The organism is Blautia sp. HCP3S3_D9 (assembly GCF_052063845.1).
Taxonomy (GTDB): Bacteria; Bacillota; Clostridia; order Lachnospirales; family Lachnospiraceae; genus Blautia_A.
In genome coordinates this window covers 1-18855 of the sequence record NZ_JBQHWS010000017.1, presented here as the reverse complement: position 1 = coordinate 18855, position 18855 = coordinate 1, and the positions used below count along the sequence as shown (strand labels likewise).

The following is an 18855-nucleotide window of genomic DNA, read 5'->3' as shown; positions in this document are numbered from 1 at the left end:
GAAACTATAGTAATTCTCTCAAATGCATCATTTACGAGGATTGATATAAATAATACAAATGAGGATAAGATATGGAACCGGTCAGGATTAAGTTAATGGGAACTTTTCAGATATCTTCAGGAGATATAACATTAAGAGAAAAAGATATTCGATCTGTAATAGGAATTAAATTGCTGACGTTTCTGGTTCTGAACAGAAGACGGATTGTCACAATTCAGGAACTGGAGGAATTTCTGCTACGGCAGAAGACGGAAAGGAATTTTGAAAACGCAGACGGGTATGTAAAGAATCTAATATATCGGCTAAGAAAAATATTGAAAATTATAGGTCCACACACTTATATTGTAACAGGATATAAAAATTATGCCTGGAATCCGGAAATTCCCGTAATCGTAGATGTGGAGGTTTTTAAGGAACAATATGAGAAAGCCAGAAATTGTCCGGATTTGGAAAAACAAAAGATTTTATATAAAGAGATCCTTTGCTCCTGGAGACCTCTTACAGGGATCCTTACAGATGAGCACTGGATGATTGGAATTGATACGTATTATACCTCTCTTTTTCTGGAGGCAGTGAAGAGTATGGCTGGATTGCTGGAAAAAGAAAAGAAATATAAAGAGCTTGTGCAGCTATGCCGATACGCCATGCCAGCAGAACTGTTGGATGAAGATATCAGATACTGGTTGATCAAGGCATTGATTCAGCAGAAAAAGGTAAGTGAAGCGCTGAAAGAGTGGGAAACTGCTCAAAGTGTATGGAGAGAGCAGCTACAGGGATATTTTCCGGAGCGCCTGAATTCTCTGTATAAAGAAATTATGTCTTCCAGTATATCTAACGAACCAGATTTCATGAAAGTATTAAGGTCTCTTATGAAATTTACGCACGAAAAGCAAGGCGGTTGTTTTTGTGCAAGGGAAATTTTTGAGCAGTTATGTCTGTTTCTGATCGGAAGGAGCAGAGGAAGAGGAACAGAAGAATATCTGATTTTATTTTCGCTTCTTGTCGATGATATGCAAGAGCAGGAAAAGAAACAGGGGTTTATTCTGAAAAATGGGAGAAATAAATTTGTGAATGTGTTATCAAAAAAGCTTGAGTACGGAGATGTTTTTACAGAATTAGGATCAAGTCAGTATGCGGTATTACCGGCAGAATGTTCAGATAAAAAATGTAAGCAGAAAGCAGAGCGTCTGATTCGGGAATTTAAAAAGATTTATCGAAGTGCGTACATTGATATTTGTTATAAAATTATAAATTTATCTGAAGATATTCAATGCTGAAATACTGCCGAAACTTATTCCTTAAATCTAATCATACAATGAGGAGAATAGTTTTATCCAATGGAAAGAGTGTTATGTAAAGATAATTTATAACAGCAAAGGGGAGACACAAAATGGTAAAGATAGACTTGATTACCGGCTTTCTTGGTTCAGGGAAGACGACATTTATCAGAAAGTATGCGCAGTATCTGATGGACAATGGTAATAATATAGGGATTCTGGAGAATGATTATGGGGCTGTGAATGTGGATATGATGCTGCTTCAGGATCTGATGGGAGATAACTGTGAGTTGGAGATGATCTCCGGAGGGTGTGATAAGGACTGTCACAGGAGGAGATTTAAGACGAAGCTGATCGCTATGGGTATGTGCGGCTATGACCGGGTGATCGTGGAGCCATCTGGGATTTTTGATGTGGATGAGTTCTTTGATATTCTTCATGAAGAGCCGTTAAACCGTTGGTATCAGATTGGGAATGTGATTGCAATCGTAGATTCGAAGCTGGAGCGTGATCTGTCAGAGGAGGCGGATTTCATTCTGGCTTCGGAGATGGCAGATGCAGGATGCATTGTGATGAGCAAGAGTCAGGACGCATCACTCGAAGAGATCCAGGAGACGGTTGAGCATGTGAACCGGGCGTTGGAGAAGGTTCATTGCAGCAGGAGATTTCGTTGTGAAACGGATAATGTGGATACAGTTAATATTATCCACAAAAACTGGGATGAAATGTCGAAAGAGGACTTTGACAGGATTGCATCCTGTGGATATGTGATGGCAAGCTACAGAAAGCCGGAGTTCGAGGCAGAGGATGCGTTTACTTCTCTGTATTTTATGAATGTGAAGATGACTGAGAAGGAACTGCGGGAAGCGGCCGAGAAGATTTTGTCTGATCCTGAATGCGGGCGTATATTCCGGATGAAGGGATTTATGAGAGTGGATAGTGATAACGAAGACAACTCTGGAAAGTCTGCTCAGACAGATAGCGAAGGACAGCAGTGGATTGAATTAAATGCTACGAAGAATGAAATTACAATTCGTCCGCTTCATGTGGGGCAGGAGGTTCTGATCGTGATTGGAGAAGAACTGCAGGAGGATAAAATTAAATCTTATCTGAAAATCTGAGATTTGAACGCAGGTCGCGAAGTGACTGCGAATGTCCGCTTTACTTTACAAAAAGGACACTTGAAAATTCAGGTGCCTCGTTGTATAATCTACTTAGAAGATGACCGGAAGCGTGTTCTGGTTGCCCTCGGTAAATTTAATATGTGAAGAAATTAAGCATCCTACCGCCCAAAGTTGGATGCTTATTTCTTTTTATGTTGATCTATGTAAGTCAATGCCGTAAAGATTACCAACAGTAAAGTAAGAACTTCCATTGTGTTCATCGGGCATCACCCTCCTTTCGTGAAACTGGAGGGCAGGGGTCGAAACTTCGCATCCGGGTCTGTTCAATTATACTTGTTCAGTATAACGTGAAAAATAGAAGATATCAAGTACTTTGCGTTCTATATTATTAAAAATAAAACAGGGTATGAAGCTCATCGTAATCTGATGAAACTTCATACCCTGTTCGTTTATTTTTATGGAGTTTTGTAACCGTAAGGATTATTTGGTAAACAGATCAACCAGATCCTGACCGTCTTCGTAGCCCTGGCTCTTAAGCTCGTTTACGAACCATTCGTCTACGCCGTCTACGGCTTTCTTAAAGGAATCGATATCCATATCAGCTTTCTCTGTGAAGGTTACGCCGTTTTTGGATTCCCAGCGTTCTTTAATCTCATTGTCGCTGGAACGGTTGATGTAACGTTCGTATTCAACTGCCTTCTGACCGCATTCATCAACAACTGCCTGCTGTTGTGGTGTGAGGCCGTCGTAGATATCCTGATTGATGCAGAAGAACAGACAGTCATAAATTGCATCCCACATGGAACAGTAAGGCTGAACCTCCTGAACGCTTGCTGCGTCAATAGCAGGAAGTGGATTTTCCTCACCTTCAACCGTGTTCTGCTGAAGTGCTGTGTAAGTCTCTGACCAGTTCATGTTGGTGGCATCAGCACCCCATCTCTTGTAGCATTCCATCAGAAGGTTGGAACCTGCTACACGGACCTTCAGGTTCTTCATATCATCTACAGATTTGATTTCATGTTTGCTGTTTGTGATTTCGCGGAAACCGTTTTCTGCGATACCCATGCAGTGGAGTCCGTATTCGCCAAGGATTTCTTTCAGTTTTTCACCTGCTTCGCCGTCGAATTTCGCATCTGCATCGTCGTAAGAATCATAGACGAATGGAAGAGAAACAACGTTGAAACGTGGGTCAAAAGCGGAGTAGATCAGGTTGGAGTGCATGGAGATCTGAACCGGGTCCCCATTCATCAGAGCCTGAATACCTTCGGACTGGTTACCGTTGGTCAGCTGGTCAGCAGCGTAAATGTTGACTTTAACTTTGCCGCCTGTAGCTTTTTCCATCAGTTCACCGAACTTACGTCCACCGTCAGCCCATGTACTTGTCTCAGTAGTGGAGCAAGCGAAGTTCCAGGTTGTTTCCGGCCAGTCCAGATCACTGTAATCTTCCACTGTGTTGAAGGAATCCTTTGTGAAAAGATCAACCAGATCCTGGGCATCATCGTAGCCCTGGCTCTTCAGTTCGTTTACAAACCAGTCATCGATACCGTCAACTGCCTCTTTGAAGGAGTCGATATCCATGTCTTCTTTCTCTGTGATTGTTACACCGTTCTGGCTTGCCCAGCGTTCTTTGATCTCGTCATCTCCGGAACGGTTGATGTAACGCTCATATTCAACTGCTTTCTGTCCTGCTTCGTCAACAACTGCCTGCTGTTCTGCTGTGAGACTGTTGTAGATGTCTTCGTTGATACAGAAGAACAGACAGTCATAAATTGCATCCCACATAGAGCAGTAAGGCTGAACTTCCTGAACACTTGCAGCGTCGATAGCAGGAAGTGGATTCTCCTGACCTTCTACAGTGTTCTGCTGAAGTGCTGTGTAGGTTTCGGACCAGTTCATGTTAGTGGCATCAGCGCCCCATCTCTTGTAGCATTCCATCAGAAGGTTGGAACCTGCTACACGAACCTTCAGGTTCTTCAGATCGTCTACAGACTTGATCTCATGTTTGCTGTTTGTGATTTCGCGGAAACCGTTTTCTGCGATACCCATGCAGTGGAGTCCGTACTCACCCAGGATTTCCTTCAGCTTCTCACCAGCTTCGCCGTCGAATTTCGCATCTGCATCATCGTAAGAATCATAGACGAATGGAAGAGAAACAACGTTGAAACGTGGGTCAAATGCAGAGTAGATCAGGTTGGAGTGCATGGAGATCTGAACCGGGTCCCCATTCATCAGAGCCTGAATACCTTCGGACTGGTTGCCGTTTGTCAGCTGGTCAGCAGCGTAAATGTTGACTTTGACTTTGCCGCCTGTAGCTTTTTCCATCAGTTCACCGAACTTACGTCCGCCGTCAGCCCAGGTACTTGTCTCAGTAGTGGAGCATGCGAAGTTCCAGGTCATTTCCGGCCAGTCAAGGTCACTGTAATCTGCGATTGTGTCAAATGAGTTGTTGCCGTCTCCTGCGTCCTTGGAAGCTGTGTCTGAGGATGAGGATGACTGATCACCTGTATAGGATCCTTCTTTTGCAAGAGCCTTCGGAAGGAAGGTAGAGGTGATCGGGATGTATGTAACGATCAGAAGGACTGCAACGCAGGCTGCGATCATTGGCACAACTGCCTTTGAGATTTCCTGAAGAGTAACTTCCAGACCTTTTTTGATCTTGATACTGATTGCTACGAAGAGGTTTACACCTACAGGAGGAGTTACCTGTCCGATTGCAAGGTTTACAGTTGCCATAACACCGAATGCTACTACATCGTATCCCAGTGCTTTACATACAGGAAGCATGATCGGAACGAAGATGTACATAGCGGAGTTTGCATCGATGAAGCATCCTGCGATCAGGAAGATGATGTTTACGATCAGAAGGAAGGTAAACTGGTTATGTGCGATGCTTCCAAGTAAACTGGAGGCTGCATCTGCAATACCGAATTTGGTACATACAAAGGAGAACAGGGAGGCACTTGCTACGATGAGCATGATACCGCCGGTTGTCTTTGCTGAGTCTACCAGGATGTCAAACATATCGCGGATGGAAACCTCGCGGTAGATGACCATACCTACGAAGAGACCGTATACAACGGATACTGCTGCTGCTTCTGTTGGTGTGAAGATACCGCCGTAGATACCGCCCAGGATGATGATCGGCATCAGGAATCCCCAGAAAGCATCTTTGAAAGCGTCCCAGCGTTCTTTGCCTGAGGTTTTTTCTCTGGATGGTTTGATGTTATGTTTCTTTGCTTCAAGCATTACTACGATTACCAGTGCCACACCCATAAGGAGTCCAGGAACGATACCTGCCATGAACATATCTGCGATGGATACGCCTGTGATGGATGCGTATACAACGAATGCGATACTTGGCGGGATGACAATGGCGATGGAACTCGAGGTAGCCATCAATGCTGTGGAGAATGGTGCGGAGAAACCGCCCTGTTCTACCATGGCAGGGATCAGTACGGCACCAAGGGCTGCAACAGTTGCAGGGCCGGAACCGGAGATCGCGCCGAAGAAGCAGGCTACGATAACACATACGATGGCGATACCGCCTTTTTTGTGGCCTACGCAGGTATCAACGAATTTGATCAGTCGTTTGGAGATACCGGCTTTTGCCATGATGTTTCCTGACAATACGAAGAATGGGATTGCCAGGAGCAGGAATTTGCTGATTCCTGAGTACATGTTGGTTGCTACGATCGTCAGGGATGTACCGGAGTAGAGGATCGCGCATACGGAGGAAAGTCCGAGGCAGATTCCGATGGGCACACCCAGGATCAGGAATATGAAGAAGGAGATAAATAAGATTGCACTGATCATTTATTTGTCCTCCTTTTTATCTGTTGTGATTGTGTTTGCGTTGTTGTCAGTATTGTCTGTGTTTCCGGTTTTGCTGCAGAAGTCCAGGCAGAATTCGATGAAATGTAAGATCATGCATCCTGCACCGATCGGTACGAAGGACCAGAAGATCCATTCCGGCCAGTTTAATACGAAGGTTCTTTTTCCGTTTTCCAACTGAGTGATTACTTTGTCCATGCCGTATTTGAAAAGGATGGCGCTGAAGATGATGCTCAGGACTGTGATCAGGATCACAGACGGTTTCTTCAGTTTCTTTGGAAGGCGGTCTGTGACAAGTGTCAGGCTGACCAGTTCTCCTTCGCGGCAGGCAAGTGCGGCTGCCAGCAGGGTGATGAGTACGAATACCGCTACTACAAGTTCTTCTGTGAAGGACCAGGAACGGTGGATAACTTTACGGGAAAATACATTTCCCACAGTCAGCACCAGGATCAGCAGTGTGGAGATCACAAGGACGATCTTTTCTACTTCAGCCAGTGCGTTCATGATTTTTTTGTAGATTTTCATGCTCTCTACTCCTCTCAAAAATTTTGCTACTGTTTTTCGGAATTTACTGTTTTCGAAAAGCAGAAGTAGTGTTTCGGTTTCAGATCGACAGCCTGGAAAAGAAAGTATGTCTCGTGTGTCAGGGCATTTTTGACATAAAAAAAGTCCGCCCCACGCAGGGACGGACATATAATATTCCGTAACCACCCTGTTTCACCTTTGAAACAAGTACGATTCTGCAACGTACCGATATACGCGGCTCCTGTAACGGGGGGCGGCCGGGGAAGCTTACTGTGAATACGGCAATATCTGTGATGGCTGTATTCAAGGGTTCGGCTTTCCTTCTCGGGGATGATATTCGAAACAGGTCTGTCACTGCATTTCACCGGACTGCAGTTCTCTGAGGACAGGGGGACTGTTTTTACTGGTTCCCTTCGTTGAATTTATGCGTTATAGGTTTAGCTGTTTAAAAAGCTAAAGCAATTTTAACGCTGTTTGTTTTGAAAGTCAAGAGGTTTTTGTAAGTATTTGGGGGAAGTTTGTTGGTGTGGGGCGTACACAGCGTGATAAGGGATGTTGCTTCGCGCTGGCTATTGGCTGTGGTGGAAAAATGAGTTTGTTGGAAGAAATTGGGCGAAGCCAATTTCTTCTTGGGGTGGGTGCGTAGTGTGAGATTATTTTATAAGGGGAAAATTTATTTTAGAGATTAATTTTCGAATATCTTATGGATATATAAAATTGTTTTTAGATATGAGATGATATATACTTATGACATAAGTACATATAGTGATTGTGAAATATAATATTAGAAAGGGGAGAGTACAATTAGATGATTTTATTTCATGGAAGTAGAGAAATTGTCAGGTTTCCTGAGGTGAGAAGAGCGGTTTTTAATAAAGATTTTTATTTTGGTTTTTATTGTACTGTTTATAAGGAACAGGCGGAGCGGTGGGCGACCAGATATGGGAAAAAGGGATATGTGAACAGTTATGATTATATTCCGAATCCGGCATTGAAGTATTTGAAATTTGAGAAAATGACGGATGAATGGCTTGATTTTATTGTGGCGTGCAGAACGGGGAAAGCGCATACGTATGATATTGTAGAGGGACCTATGACTGATGATACAATTTTTAATTATGTACAGGCTTTTGTGGATGGGAAAATAACAAGGGCTGCATTTTGGGAGCTTGCCAAATTTAATCATCCGACACATCAGATTAGTTTTCATACGATTTCTGCATTAGATACATTAACATTTATGGGAAGTGAGGAAGTTTATGGGAACAAAAAATAATAGTAATTTATTTTATACTTGTAGTTTAATCGAATATATCGGGCGTATTCGGAAACAGAAACGTTGCATGGTTCTGGATTTGATGGGGAGAGAAACATTGGAGAGGATTTATGACTATGCGGATGTTTTTCATTGTGAACCAATCGAGAAGGTTGCATCGGAATTTATAGAAGAATGTCAGATTCCAGAGGGGGAGTTTGATAATGTTGGAGACTGTAGGTATCGTATTCCAGATTATTGGACAATCGGTGAAGTTTACGAACGGGTGATTGAAGATTGTTATAAGGATCAGGAGATTATGGAAGGGGTATGGGAAGTGTATCATTCCTGGATAGATAAAAGTATATCAGACTATAATACAGATTTTTATTATCAGTCGCGTGATTATATTGCAGAATGTTATAAAGCTGGAGAGATACTGGAATAATGATGGTGTAATCAAGTAAGTTTTCTGTTCTAATTGTAAAGAACAATAAGCAGAGAACTTACTTGTTTTGTTTATATGTTATTTTGCTTAAATATACTTTCGAAATACAAAGCATCATCAAGGGTGGTTTTCCATTGGTATTTTCTGAGGTCGGTTTTCCAGCCTTTGTCTGTGTGGATGACAGTTACGGCTTCACTTTCGAGGAGGATTTTCTGTTGGTCGTAGGTTTCGAAAGATGCAAAGATGGACAGGGAGAATTCTGCGGTTGATTATATAGTGGAAAAGGCTTACAATTTTACATATAAGGGAAGAATATAAAAGGATATTGTTGGGAAAGGAGACTGGTCATATGGGAATTTATTTAAATAGTATGTCACCATATACGTTGTACAAAAGTGAAGTGAATAGTCCATATTTTGTAGATAAGTCGCAGATGCTGAAGGAATTGATTCCGTTGGCGGAAGTTGGAAATCGTCATGTATGTGTAACGCGTCCCCGGAGATTTGGAAAAACGGTAATGGCAAATATGATTGGGGCTTTTTTCGGAAAAGATGTAGATACAGGTGATGTATTTGATTCCTTGAAGATTGCACAATTCTCTGATTATAAAAATCATTTGAACCAATATAATACGATTTATATTGATTTTAGTGTAGTTGATGATGAATGTACCAGTTATAAAGAATATATTGATACTATAAAAGAGACTCTGAAGATAGATTTAGAGCAGAAATATCCGGAGATTACATTTCGCAGGGGAAGTTCAGTAAGAGAAGATCTGCAGCGCATTTTTGCAGGAAGAAATGAACGTTTTGTGTTTGTTTTTGATGAATGGGATTCTGTGTTTCATATGCCGTTTATTACAGAAAAGGATAAGCAATCATATCTGCTGTTTCTGAAGGGACTGCTGAAGGATAAGCCATATGTTGCGTTGGCATATATGACGGGAATATTGCCGATTGCAAAGTACTCCAGTGGATCTGAATTGAATATGTTTGTGGAGTATACGATGGCCTCTGAATTTAAATTTGGAAATGCTTTTGGTTTCTCTGATGCAGAGGTTGATATGCTTTATAACAGATATTGTAAGATCAGAGAAGAACGAAATGAAGTTATAAATATATCACGTGAAGGCTTGCGCGAATGGTATGATGGGTATTTTACAAAAGATGGAGAGAGAATGTATAATCCCAGGTCAGTTGTAATGGCTTTAGAGAATAATAATTTAAGTAGCTATTGGACAAGTTCTGGCCCTTATGATGAAATATTTTATTATGTGAGACATAATATTGCTGATGTGCGCAACGATCTTGCTGTTATGATAACAGGAGAGGGTGTGAAGGCAAAGATTCAGGAATATGCAGCTACTTCTATGAATCTGACGACCAGAGATGAAATTTTGTCTGCAATGGTAGTTTATGGTTTTTTGAGTTATTATAACGGAAAGGTATATATCCCTAATAAAGAATTGATGGATAAATTTGATGAGATGATCCAGAAGGAAGCTTCATTAGGATATGTATATAGATTGGCGAAAGAATCTGAGCGTATGCTTGAGGCCACACTTTATGGGGACACGGAAACAATGGAGACAATATTGTCTTATGTTCATAATACGGAAACACCAATACTTTCTTATAATAATGAAATTGAATTATCGGCAATTGTAAATCTTGCATATCTGGCAGCAAGGGACAGGTATCGTGTGGAGAGGGAAGATAAATCAGGGAAAGGATATGTTGATTTTATTTTTTATCCGGTAGATAAAACAGATACATGTATTATTCTGGAATTAAAAGTGAATCATACACCGGAAGAAGCTATTCAGCAGATTAAAGATAAAGAATATATTCTACGGTTCCTCGGTAAATTAGGAGAAGAACCTAAATATACTGGAGAAATTTTAGGCGTTGGAATTAGTTATAACAAAGAAACTAAGGTGCATAAATGTAAAATAGAAATTCTTAGAAATAGAATTTAATCAAAAGTCAGAGGGCGAGAAATCGCCCTCTCTTTTTTGCAGAGTTATTCCGCAAATCCCTGCTGTTCCATTTCACGTTCTACTTTAGTTTCATTTCCCTGATTTGCAGATGCAAACAGGTGGCGAAATACGAAGCGGCAGAATGGTCCGACAACCAGGATCTGCAGTGGGTAGGCCATGATGAAGTTCAGGCAGATGGTCTGGAGCCAGATGAAGATCAGGTTTGAAGTGATCCCTGAGGATTCGATGGTTCCGAGCAGGCTCATCAGTGGTACCATTGTGAAAAGTGTTATTATGCACAGAGTAGATAGTGACTATGTTAGTGAAAAGAATCGACGGTTACTCTTGACAACCGGATAATTTTCTGCGTATATTGTAAAAAAATAAGATATTAAGTGACTGATAAGTCAGGTTAAAAAATAGTCTGATATAATGAGCGATAAAAAGCCACAAGGATTAGCAGAAAGGGGCAAAAAACTATGGATTTAAAGAACTATTCAACAGGGGTACAGCACATTGGAATTCCGACAAATGACATTGACAAAACAGTAGAATTTTATCACAAATTAGGGTTTGAATAACTGCGCGTCGCATTCTCGTTACTTCCAGTGATGAGTTAGACGCGCAAATTTTTTTACAAAACAACAGAACAAATGTTTACATAAACCAATACATATGGTATAATATTTATATGGAAAAAGATATATTTAATATAGATAAAAATAAACTTTCATATGGTAGGGGATATGTCTATTCCTTGCAGTATCATCTTGTCTGGTGTACAAAATATAGAAAAAAGGTTTTAAAAAACGGAATCGATACAGAATGCAAAGAAATGTTACAGAATCTTGCAGAAGAATATAAATTTCAGATCCTGGCAATGGAGGTGATGCCGGATCATATCCATCTGCTTGTGGACTGTAAACCTCAGTTTTATATTTCAGATATGATCAAGATCATGAAAGGAAATCTTGCACGCCAGATGTTTCTTGCGCATCCGGAGTTAAAAAAGGAACTGTGGGGTGGACATCTGTGGAATCCGTCTTACTGTGCCATAACGGTCAGTGACAGGAGCAGAGACCAGGTGCTTGCCTACATCGAAGGACAAAAGGAAAAAGAAAAGAAAAAAGCCTGACAGAAGAAATGATTTGTTGGAGGAAAAGAGATGCAGACCGTATCCAGCTATGGCGTAGAATTACGAAAACAGAATATCCCGGTCCGCCAGACACTGGAAATCTACCGGTCTGCGGTCTGTTACCTGACAGAAATATATGAGCAGGTGTGGGAAGAACTGGCAGAGATACCGGATGCCAAAAGGCGGTTTAATGCTGCAGAGCATCTGGTGCATACTACAAAAAAGAATCCTGCACGCTTTGATTTTGATCTTCGCTTTCCGAAGATGCCGTCCTACCTGAGGCGAGCCGCAATCCAACATGCATTGGGAAGTGTATCTTCTTACGAAACACGGATGGATCTGTGGGAAAAGTCAGGAGAAAAAGCAGGGAAACCCAGACTGGCGTATGAGAATCATGCCATGCCTGTTTTTTATCGTGATGTCATGTACAGAGAGGAAAAAGAAGGAAAAGACGAAGCATACCTGAAACTGTATGATGGTCATGACTGGAAATGGTTTTGTGTGCGTTTAAATCACACAGATATGGAATATCTGCGCAGGAACTGGTCGGGGAAAAAGGCATCAGCCCCGACACTGGAGAAAAGGCACCATAAATATTTCCTGCGTTTTTCTTATACGGAAGAAGTGACACTTACGAAGACACCGGTAAAAGAACAGATCATCTGTAGTGTGGACTTGGGAATCAATACCGATGCGGTCTGTACCATTATGCGGGCAGACGGAACTGTCCTGGGGAGAAAATTTATCAATCATCCCAGTGAAAAAGACCGGATGTACCGCACACTGGGCCGGATCCGAAGATTCCAGAGGGAACACAGCTCTGCGCAGTCACGGGGAAGATGGGCATATACGAAACGCCTGAACATAGAGCTGGGAAGAAAAATTGCAGGTGCGATCGTAAAAAATGCAGAAGAGAACCATGCAGATGTGATCGTATTCGAGTATCTGGAAATGCAGGGAAAGATATCCGGAAAGAAAAAACAGAAACTGCATCTGTGGAGAAAACGGGATATCCAGAAACGCTGTGAGCATCAGGCACACAGAAAAGGAATGCGGGTATCCAGAGTCTGCGCATGGAATACGAGCAGGCTTGCATACGATGGCTCCGGAAGTGTGTCCCGTGACCCGAAAAATCACAGTCTTTGTGTATTCCAGACAGGAAAAAGATATAACTGTGACCTGTCGGCATCGTATAATATCGGAGCAAGATATTTTATCAGAGAACTTTTAAAACCCCTTCCGGTAACGGAAAGGTCTTTGCTGGAGGCAAAAGTCCCTCCGGTAAAGCGTAGAACCTCATGTGTTTATGCAGATCTGAAAGAACTTCATTTACAAATGGAAATCTTAAAGGCAGCATAAATGCAGGCAGATATACAGCGGACTACCTGCAATGTGGGAACCTGCCATATCTGGCATGGAAAAATGCGCATAACTGCGCTGACCTAAGTTACAGGCGTATCCGCCGATATTTAGTCTGACGCCTAAAGCGTCTGGAAGCACGCGACTTCAGTCGTGTGAGGATAAAGTTTTTAATTCACACAGCATTTGAGACTGTAAATGAGGAAGCGAATGAGAAGGTCGTTTTCCTGAAGCTTGGAACTCTGGTAGTGGAGACTTATGAGAACCATGCAGCGAAAATGGAGCATGGCGCGATCGATCATGTTGCACTTGATGTAAGAGACATTGAAGAGATTTTCCAGTATATCAATGAAGCTGGTTTAAATTCTACACAAGATACCATTCATTTCCTGCCATTCTGGGAGAAAGGAGTGAAGTTCTTTACAATTGAAGGACCGAATAAGGAGAAGGTGGAATTCAGTCAGTATCTGTAAGCAGAAAAGACATTGATACATAATAAAAAGGAAGCAAAATTATGACTGTTCGATTTTGCTTCCTTTTTTTGTCTGGATGTTAAATTGTCATATGAAATATGTATTTGAAAGATTTCAGATTTCTGATGATTAATCTTCTAATTTAATCTTCTCTTTCAAAACCACACAACCCGCCATATCACCGATAACGTTAACGCAGGTAGCTCCCATATCGCAGAGAGTATTGATACTGATATAAACACCCATAACACCTGCCGGCAGGCCTGCCATAGTGGCGAGTGCTGCGAAAGATGCGATGGCGCCGCCTGGGATTCCAGGGGTTCCTACTGACAGGAGTACGTTTGCCAGAAGGATTATGATCATCATGGAAATTCTTACGTTAATTCCGCATGCATTGGCGAAGAACATGATCATGAATGACATCAGGATGGATACGGCATCCATGTTTACAGTAGCGCCAAGAGGAATGGTAATACTTGTGATCTTGTTGGATACGCCCATTTCGTCTTCCATACGCTGTTTACTGATCGGAATGGTCGCTGAACTGGAACAGGTTCCGAATGCGTTCAGAGCTGCAGGAAGCATTGCTTTGAAGAATTTCACAGGGCTTTCTTTGCCGATGAATTTCACGGAGCCGCCGTAAATGACCAGGGCAAATCCGAAGAATGCCGCATACAGGATGATCAGCTGAGTTGCCAGTGAAATGATGGTTTCTGTACCGTTGGCTTCTACAACAGGAACGATAGTACAGAATACACCGATAGGTGTGAAGTACATAACTGTGCTGATGACTTTCAGACAGACTTCGTTACAGGAATCGATGACTTTCAGAAGTGCAGTACCCTTTTCGCCGATAGCGATAAGTGTGAAGCCTACGATGACTGCGAATACAAGTACCTGAAGCATATTTCCGTTTGCGAAAGCTGCAACCGGGTTTGACGGGATCAGGTTCTTGATAGTATCCAGGATACTGGTCATTTCTGTTGCCTGGATATCGGAAGTAGCCATTTCGAATTTGACACCTTCTCCAAGATGGATCAGTCGTGGAATGATCAGTCCTGCAAGACTGGCAAGAGCAGTTGTACACAGGAAGAAGATCATGGCACCGGCTGTAATTTTACCGGTTGTACGGGCATTACCGATACTGGAGATACCCATGATAATGGAACAGAAGACCAGTGGAAAGATCATCATGTTCAGGGCATTCATGTAAATGCTTCCGATCAGACTTGTAACAGTAAGAACCGGCTCGAATCTACCTGCCAGAAACAGTCCGGTAAAGATACCAAGGATCAGACCGATAAAGATAGCGGTGGTAATATGCTTTTTATACCACGAATAGAAATTTTTCATTTGTTCCCTCCTTCATTTTCCTGATAAATATTCCAGATTTAGGAAAAAATAGCATGAGACTACTTTACCACAATAACGTGTGAATTACAATGACAGGTATTGAATCTGGCGGATTTTCTGTGATATTATGGACGATAAGAGGATAAATTGCATTTAATTGAATCAGGTAAGTTCTCTGTTTCAATTGCGAAGAGCAATAAGCAGGGGTGGGGCCTTTTATATAAGAGTTAAAAAAGTATCAAAAACCAGCAGACAGAAAGGAAAATTCAGATGAAACCAACCATTTTATTAATAAATTTCAAAGACCAGCAGAAACTCCGCAAATTAAAGATGGCGTTACTGCCATTCAAGATTCGTTTAAAAACAGTAGAGCCACAGGACTACTGTCAGCCAGTTGGCTATCTGGCGGGAGTAAAGGAGATTTCAAGAGCCGAAATTCCAATTGCGCTGATCCCACAGGAGCAGATGGAAAAAGAAATGCTGGTCATTGCTGGAATCACAGGTAATTTATTTGACCAGGTACTCTTTACATTAAGGAAAGCAGGAACACCTGTGGATTACAAAGCAGTTCTGACAGAGCATAACCAGAACTGGAGCTGCATCCAGCTTTATAAAGAACTGGAGAAAGAACATCAGATGTATCATCCGGAAGCTGGAAAATAGTATTTACATCAAAGAGAACTATTTTGTGAAAAAAGCAGATTTTCCAGAGAGATAGCTTTGAGTGTGAATCAGAGAGATAGTTGTAATTGATGCTGGAAAATTGATTAAATCAAACGATATTTTAAGATTTGCGGTCAAAAGGAGAAATTGAAATTATGACACTAACACAAATGAATTACATCATTACAATATCAGAGACAGGTTCATTGAATAAAGCAGCAGAGGCATTATATATTTCTCAGCCATCCTTGACAAATGCAGTGAAGGAGCTGGAAAAGGAACTTGGCATTACAATATTCAACCGCAGCGGCCGCGGTGTAACTCTGACTAATGACGGAACCGAATTCCTGATGTATGCCCGTCAGATCTATGGTCAGTATGAAAGTGTTCTTGAGAAATATAGCGAGGGTGGTTCATATAAGAAAAAATTCGGTGTTTCCACTCAGCATTATTCCTTTGCTGTAAAGGCATTCGTGGATATGGCGCAGGAATTTGACATGTCAGAATATGAATTTGCCATCAGAGAGACAAAAACTGCAGACGTGATCAGCGATGTCAGTACTATGAAGAGCGAAGTTGGCGTACTTTACCTCAGTGATTTCAACCGCAAGGCGATACTGAAGCTTCTGCATTCCGCGAATCTGGAATTCCATCATCTTATAGACTGTCAGGCATATGTATATTTATGGAAGAATCATCCACTGGCAAAGGAAAAGTCTATCAGTTATGACCAATTGGAAAAATACCCATGTCTGTCATTTGAGCAGGGTGACAAGAGCAGCTTTTATCTGGCAGAAGAGATTCTGTCTACGAATGAATATTCCAGAACCGTCAAAGCTTCAGACCGTGCAACTATGCTGAATCTGATGGTAGGACTAAACGGTTATACCCTGTGTTCAGGAATTATCTGCGAAGAACTAAACGGCAGTGATTATCTTGCAATTCCATTTGAGGGAGACGAGCAGAACCAGAACAGCGATATGGAGATTGGCTATATTACAAGAAAAAACTCTATTCTCAGCAAGATGGGAAATATGTATGTATCTTCCCTGCAGAAATATCTGGAGCAGAATGTCTGAAGTAAGTATAAGCATTGCTATCTTAATTTTGATAAAAAAGAAAACGACAATCTGCAATTAAGATGATTAAAGGTACTAAACAGTTACGACTGAGGAAACAAAAGAGAAAGAGTGAGAAAACCATGAGCGTTGAGAAAAAATATCAACTTTCATGGTTTTTCTTTTACCCTATTGACAAAGGCATACCCCTATACGTATAATAAGCCCATACCCACATAGGTATTTGGAGGCAGAAAGATGAAAAATTTAATGAGAAAACTGGAAGAACTGATGGAGATTGGTGGAACGAAAAAAGACATTACGTTCCTTATAATTTCCGGAATTGCTCTGTTATGCAGCATTTTTGATTTTGTGAAGCTGCCATTTGATGCATCATGGGTAGCGATTATCCTTTGCGGAATCCCAATCATTCTGGAGGCAGTGATCGGACTTGTGACAGAGTTTGATATCAAGGCAGATGTGCTGGTATCTCTGGCGTTGTTGGCGTCTGTATTTATCGGGAAAGATTTTGCAGCAGGCGAAGTTGCATTTATAATGCAGCTTGGAGGACTTCTCGAAGAACTGACTGTGGCAAAAGCGAGAGCAGGCATTGAGAAACTGGTTCACCTGACTCCACAGACAGCACGTATTGTGAATGGCGAAACTGAAAAAGTGGTTCCTGCAGAAGAGGTAAAAATAAATGACATACTTAGAGTTCTGCCAGGAGAAACCATTCCTGTGGACGGAGTGATCCTTCAAGGAGAGACTTCTGTAAATCAGGCAGTTATGACAGGCGAATCTCTTCCTGTAGATAAGAAACCGGGAGATGAAGTTTCCTCAGGAACTGTAAATCAGTTTGGTGCTTTTGAAATGAAAGCTACGAAAGTAGGGGAGGACAGTTCTATTCAGAGAATGATCCGCCTGGTACAGTCTGCAGATGCAGGGAAAGCAAAGATCGTCAGTCTTGCTGACCGTTGGGCGACATGGATCGTTGTGATCGCACTGACAGCGGCTACACTTACCTGGCTGATTTCCGGAGAAATCATTCGAGCAGTAACGATCCTGGTTGTATTTTGCCCTTGCGCTCTGGTACTGGCAACCCCGACTGCAATTATGGCAGCGATTGGTAATGCGACGAAACACGGTTTTCTTGTACGTGAAGGTGATGCCCTTGAGAGACTGGCATCTGTTACAAAGATTACTTTTGATAAAACAGGAACTCTTACCTATGGAACACCGGAAGTAACTGCAGTAAAATCTGCTCTTTCTACATATACAGAAGAAGATATTTATGCGTTATGTGCCAGTGCAGAACAGTTATCTGAGCATCCACTGGGAAAAGCAGTAGTCAGATGTTACACAAAGAAGACGAAAAAAACAGCAGCAGCACCGCAGGATTTTCAGATGATCCCGGGACAGGGTGTATCCTGTACTGCCAATGGAAAAGATGTTCTGGCAGGGAATGCCAAGATGATGGATGCACATAATATTCTGATCCCGAAACAGGTTCAGGATGAGATTGAGCAATACCTGATGAAAGGCTGCACTATTATTTATGTAGCAGTTGACGGACTGGCAGCCGGATATCTGGCTCTTTCTGATACAGTCCGTAAAGAAAGCCCGGATATGATCGACAGACTGAAAGAAGAAAAAGTACAGCCTGTCCTTCTTACAGGAGATCACGAAAATGCAGCATCTGCTATCGCAGGACAGCTTCATATTCAGGAAGTTCATGCAAATTGTCTGCCGGAAGATAAGCTGAACTGGATTGAAAAATACCAAAAGAGAAACGAAAAAGTCTGTATGATCGGAGATGGTGTCAACGATGCACCGGCATTAAAGAAAGCAGACGTAGGAATCGCAATGGGCGGTGTAGGAAGTGACATTGCTGTTGATGCAGCAGATATCGCACTTGTAGATGATGAAGTCAAAGAACTTCCACATCTGATCGCACTTTCCAAGAGAATGATGATCACGATCAAATTGAATATGACATTCTCTATGGGATTAAACTTTCTTGCAATTGTACTTGCAATTCTTGGAATCCTTAATCCGGTTGTAGGTGCACTGGTACACAATGCAGGATCTGTGCTGGTTATCATTAACTCGGCATTATTATTAAAATGGAAGAAACATTAAGAAGATATAGGAGGAGAACGAGATGATTTTTAATGTAATACCTGAATTATTCACGGAACAGTATCTGAATTAAAAACTGAACCATGAACCCCAAAATTGTCCCATACAGCCATAATCCTCCTCGATACCCCTGTCAAAAGGGTATAGTATCCCTGTGACAGATTTCAGAGCAATGATTAAGCTGTCAAGGTTCGTTAATCGCTTCTATTCCAGCTGTACATTCAATTTGCCAAT

At 41.8% G+C, this 18855-nt stretch carries 17 protein-coding genes; 13 read left to right on the top strand and 4 right to left on the bottom strand.

Annotated features, from left to right (window positions below):
- Window positions 1-71 precede the first annotated feature (71 nt).
- Window positions 72-1277, top strand: coding sequence for an AfsR/SARP family transcriptional regulator (locus tag ACTNES_RS05725; protein WP_441038799.1), 1206 nt, complete (start codon window positions 72-74; stop codon window positions 1275-1277).
- Window positions 1278-1390: 113 nt separating this feature from the next.
- A complete protein-coding gene (locus tag ACTNES_RS05720) occupies window positions 1391-2398 on the top strand; it encodes a GTP-binding protein (RefSeq protein WP_441038798.1) in 1008 nt (335 codons plus the stop codon).
- Window positions 2399-2881: 483 nt separating this feature from the next.
- On the opposite strand, the gene ACTNES_RS05715 is transcribed toward ACTNES_RS05720, so the two are convergent.
- Window positions 2882-6214 carry a TRAP transporter large permease subunit gene (locus ACTNES_RS05715; RefSeq protein WP_441038796.1) on the bottom strand — a complete coding sequence of 1111 codons (3333 nt, stop codon included), beginning with the start codon at window positions 6212-6214 and terminating at the stop codon, window positions 2882-2884.
- Window positions 6215-6757 carry a TRAP transporter small permease gene (locus ACTNES_RS05710; protein WP_441038794.1) on the bottom strand — a complete coding sequence of 181 codons (543 nt, stop codon included), beginning with the start codon at window positions 6755-6757 and terminating at the stop codon, window positions 6215-6217.
- An 808-nt stretch (window positions 6758-7565) separates the two neighbouring features.
- On the opposite strand from ACTNES_RS05710, the gene ACTNES_RS05705 reads away from it, so the two are divergent.
- The 4 genes from ACTNES_RS05705 (at window position 7566) to ACTNES_RS05690 (ending at window position 10441) form a co-directional block, all read left to right on the top strand.
- Window positions 7566-8033 carry a DUF3990 domain-containing protein gene (locus ACTNES_RS05705; RefSeq protein WP_291808414.1) on the top strand — a complete coding sequence of 156 codons (468 nt, stop codon included), beginning with the start codon at window positions 7566-7568 and terminating at the stop codon, window positions 8031-8033.
- Window positions 8017-8460 (top strand): hypothetical protein, encoded by a 444-nt coding sequence (locus tag ACTNES_RS05700; RefSeq protein ID WP_216458480.1) that lies wholly within the window; start codon window positions 8017-8019, stop codon window positions 8458-8460. The genes ACTNES_RS05705 and ACTNES_RS05700 overlap by 17 nt, the downstream gene beginning before the upstream one ends.
- Before the next feature lie 134 nt (window positions 8461-8594).
- Complete coding sequence (locus ACTNES_RS05695; RefSeq protein WP_441038791.1) at window positions 8595-8729, top strand: hypothetical protein; 135 nt, start codon at window positions 8595-8597, stop codon at window positions 8727-8729.
- Window positions 8730-8809: 80 nt separating this feature from the next.
- Window positions 8810-10441, top strand: a complete 1632-nt coding sequence (locus tag ACTNES_RS05690; RefSeq protein ID WP_441038790.1) for an AAA family ATPase — start codon at window positions 8810-8812, stop codon at window positions 10439-10441.
- Between the two features lie 44 nt (window positions 10442-10485).
- Here the strand turns inward: ACTNES_RS05690 and ACTNES_RS05685 are convergent, their stop codons facing one another.
- Window positions 10486-10719, bottom strand: coding sequence for a DUF2798 domain-containing protein (locus ACTNES_RS05685; RefSeq protein WP_291808424.1), 234 nt, complete (start codon window positions 10717-10719; stop codon window positions 10486-10488).
- 201 nt (window positions 10720-10920) lie between these two features.
- On the opposite strand from ACTNES_RS05685, the gene ACTNES_RS05680 reads away from it, so the two are divergent.
- The 4 genes from ACTNES_RS05680 (at window position 10921) to ACTNES_RS05665 (ending at window position 13408) form a co-directional block, all read left to right on the top strand.
- Window positions 10921-11022 (top strand): VOC family protein, encoded by a 102-nt coding sequence (locus tag ACTNES_RS05680; protein WP_441038788.1) that lies wholly within the window; start codon window positions 10921-10923, stop codon window positions 11020-11022.
- A gap of 110 nt (window positions 11023-11132) precedes the next feature.
- Window positions 11133-11576: an IS200/IS605 family transposase gene (gene tnpA, locus ACTNES_RS05675; protein ID WP_119235485.1), complete on the top strand. Its 444-nt coding sequence runs from the start codon at window positions 11133-11135 to the stop codon at window positions 11574-11576.
- A gap of 30 nt (window positions 11577-11606) precedes the next feature.
- The gene (locus ACTNES_RS05670; RefSeq protein WP_412653427.1) at window positions 11607-12935 is read left to right on the top strand and encodes an IS200/IS605 family accessory protein TnpB-related protein; all 1329 of its coding nucleotides are present in this window, start codon (window positions 11607-11609) and stop codon (window positions 12933-12935) included.
- A 155-nt stretch (window positions 12936-13090) separates the two neighbouring features.
- On the top strand, window positions 13091-13408 hold the full coding sequence (locus ACTNES_RS05665; protein ID WP_441038786.1) for a VOC family protein: 318 nt from the start codon (window positions 13091-13093) through the stop codon (window positions 13406-13408).
- Between the two features lie 129 nt (window positions 13409-13537).
- Here the strand turns inward: ACTNES_RS05665 and ACTNES_RS05660 are convergent, their stop codons facing one another.
- Complete coding sequence (locus ACTNES_RS05660) at window positions 13538-14761, bottom strand: dicarboxylate/amino acid:cation symporter (protein WP_441038784.1); 1224 nt, start codon at window positions 14759-14761, stop codon at window positions 13538-13540.
- A gap of 270 nt (window positions 14762-15031) precedes the next feature.
- Between ACTNES_RS05660 and ACTNES_RS05655 the strand changes: the two genes are divergently transcribed.
- From ACTNES_RS05655 to ACTNES_RS05645, 3 genes are all read left to right on the top strand, one after another.
- Window positions 15032-15424, top strand: a complete 393-nt coding sequence (locus ACTNES_RS05655) for a DUF3783 domain-containing protein (RefSeq protein WP_291809142.1) — start codon at window positions 15032-15034, stop codon at window positions 15422-15424.
- Window positions 15425-15579: 155 nt separating this feature from the next.
- Complete coding sequence (locus ACTNES_RS05650; RefSeq protein ID WP_291809144.1) at window positions 15580-16503, top strand: LysR family transcriptional regulator; 924 nt, start codon at window positions 15580-15582, stop codon at window positions 16501-16503.
- 237 nt (window positions 16504-16740) lie between these two features.
- Window positions 16741-18621: a heavy metal translocating P-type ATPase gene (locus ACTNES_RS05645; RefSeq protein ID WP_441038781.1), complete on the top strand. Its 1881-nt coding sequence runs from the start codon at window positions 16741-16743 to the stop codon at window positions 18619-18621.
- Window positions 18622-18855: the final 234 nt, after the last annotated feature.

Excerpts from the sequence above, each read along its gene's own strand:
- ACTNES_RS05715 (WP_441038796.1), bottom strand. The coding sequence starts at position 6,214 with ATGATCAGTGCAATCTTATTTATCTCCTTCTTCATATTCCTGATCCTG.
- ACTNES_RS05700 (WP_216458480.1), top strand. The coding sequence starts at position 8,017 with ATGGGAACAAAAAATAATAGTAATTTATTTTATACTTGTAGTTTAATC.
- ACTNES_RS05690 (WP_441038790.1), top strand. The coding sequence starts at position 8,810 with ATGGGAATTTATTTAAATAGTATGTCACCATATACGTTGTACAAAAGT.
- ACTNES_RS05685 (WP_291808424.1), bottom strand. The coding sequence starts at position 10,719 with ATGGTACCACTGATGAGCCTGCTCGGAACCATCGAATCCTCAGGGATC.
- ACTNES_RS05670 (WP_412653427.1), top strand. The coding sequence starts at position 11,607 with ATGCAGACCGTATCCAGCTATGGCGTAGAATTACGAAAACAGAATATC.
- ACTNES_RS05655 (WP_291809142.1), top strand. The coding sequence starts at position 15,032 with ATGAAACCAACCATTTTATTAATAAATTTCAAAGACCAGCAGAAACTC.
- ACTNES_RS05710 (WP_441038794.1), bottom strand. The coding sequence starts at position 6,757 with ATGAAAATCTACAAAAAAATCATGAACGCACTGGCTGAAGTAGAAAAG.
- ACTNES_RS05720 (WP_441038798.1), top strand. The coding sequence starts at position 1,391 with ATGGTAAAGATAGACTTGATTACCGGCTTTCTTGGTTCAGGGAAGACG.
- ACTNES_RS05650 (WP_291809144.1), top strand. The coding sequence starts at position 15,580 with ATGACACTAACACAAATGAATTACATCATTACAATATCAGAGACAGGT.
- tnpA (WP_119235485.1), top strand. The coding sequence starts at position 11,133 with ATGGAAAAAGATATATTTAATATAGATAAAAATAAACTTTCATATGGT.
- ACTNES_RS05660 (WP_441038784.1), bottom strand. The coding sequence starts at position 14,761 with ATGAAAAATTTCTATTCGTGGTATAAAAAGCATATTACCACCGCTATC.
- ACTNES_RS05680 (WP_441038788.1), top strand. The coding sequence starts at position 10,921 with ATGGATTTAAAGAACTATTCAACAGGGGTACAGCACATTGGAATTCCG.
- ACTNES_RS05725 (WP_441038799.1), top strand. The coding sequence starts at position 72 with ATGGAACCGGTCAGGATTAAGTTAATGGGAACTTTTCAGATATCTTCA.
- ACTNES_RS05705 (WP_291808414.1), top strand. The coding sequence starts at position 7,566 with ATGATTTTATTTCATGGAAGTAGAGAAATTGTCAGGTTTCCTGAGGTG.
- ACTNES_RS05645 (WP_441038781.1), top strand. The coding sequence starts at position 16,741 with ATGAAAAATTTAATGAGAAAACTGGAAGAACTGATGGAGATTGGTGGA.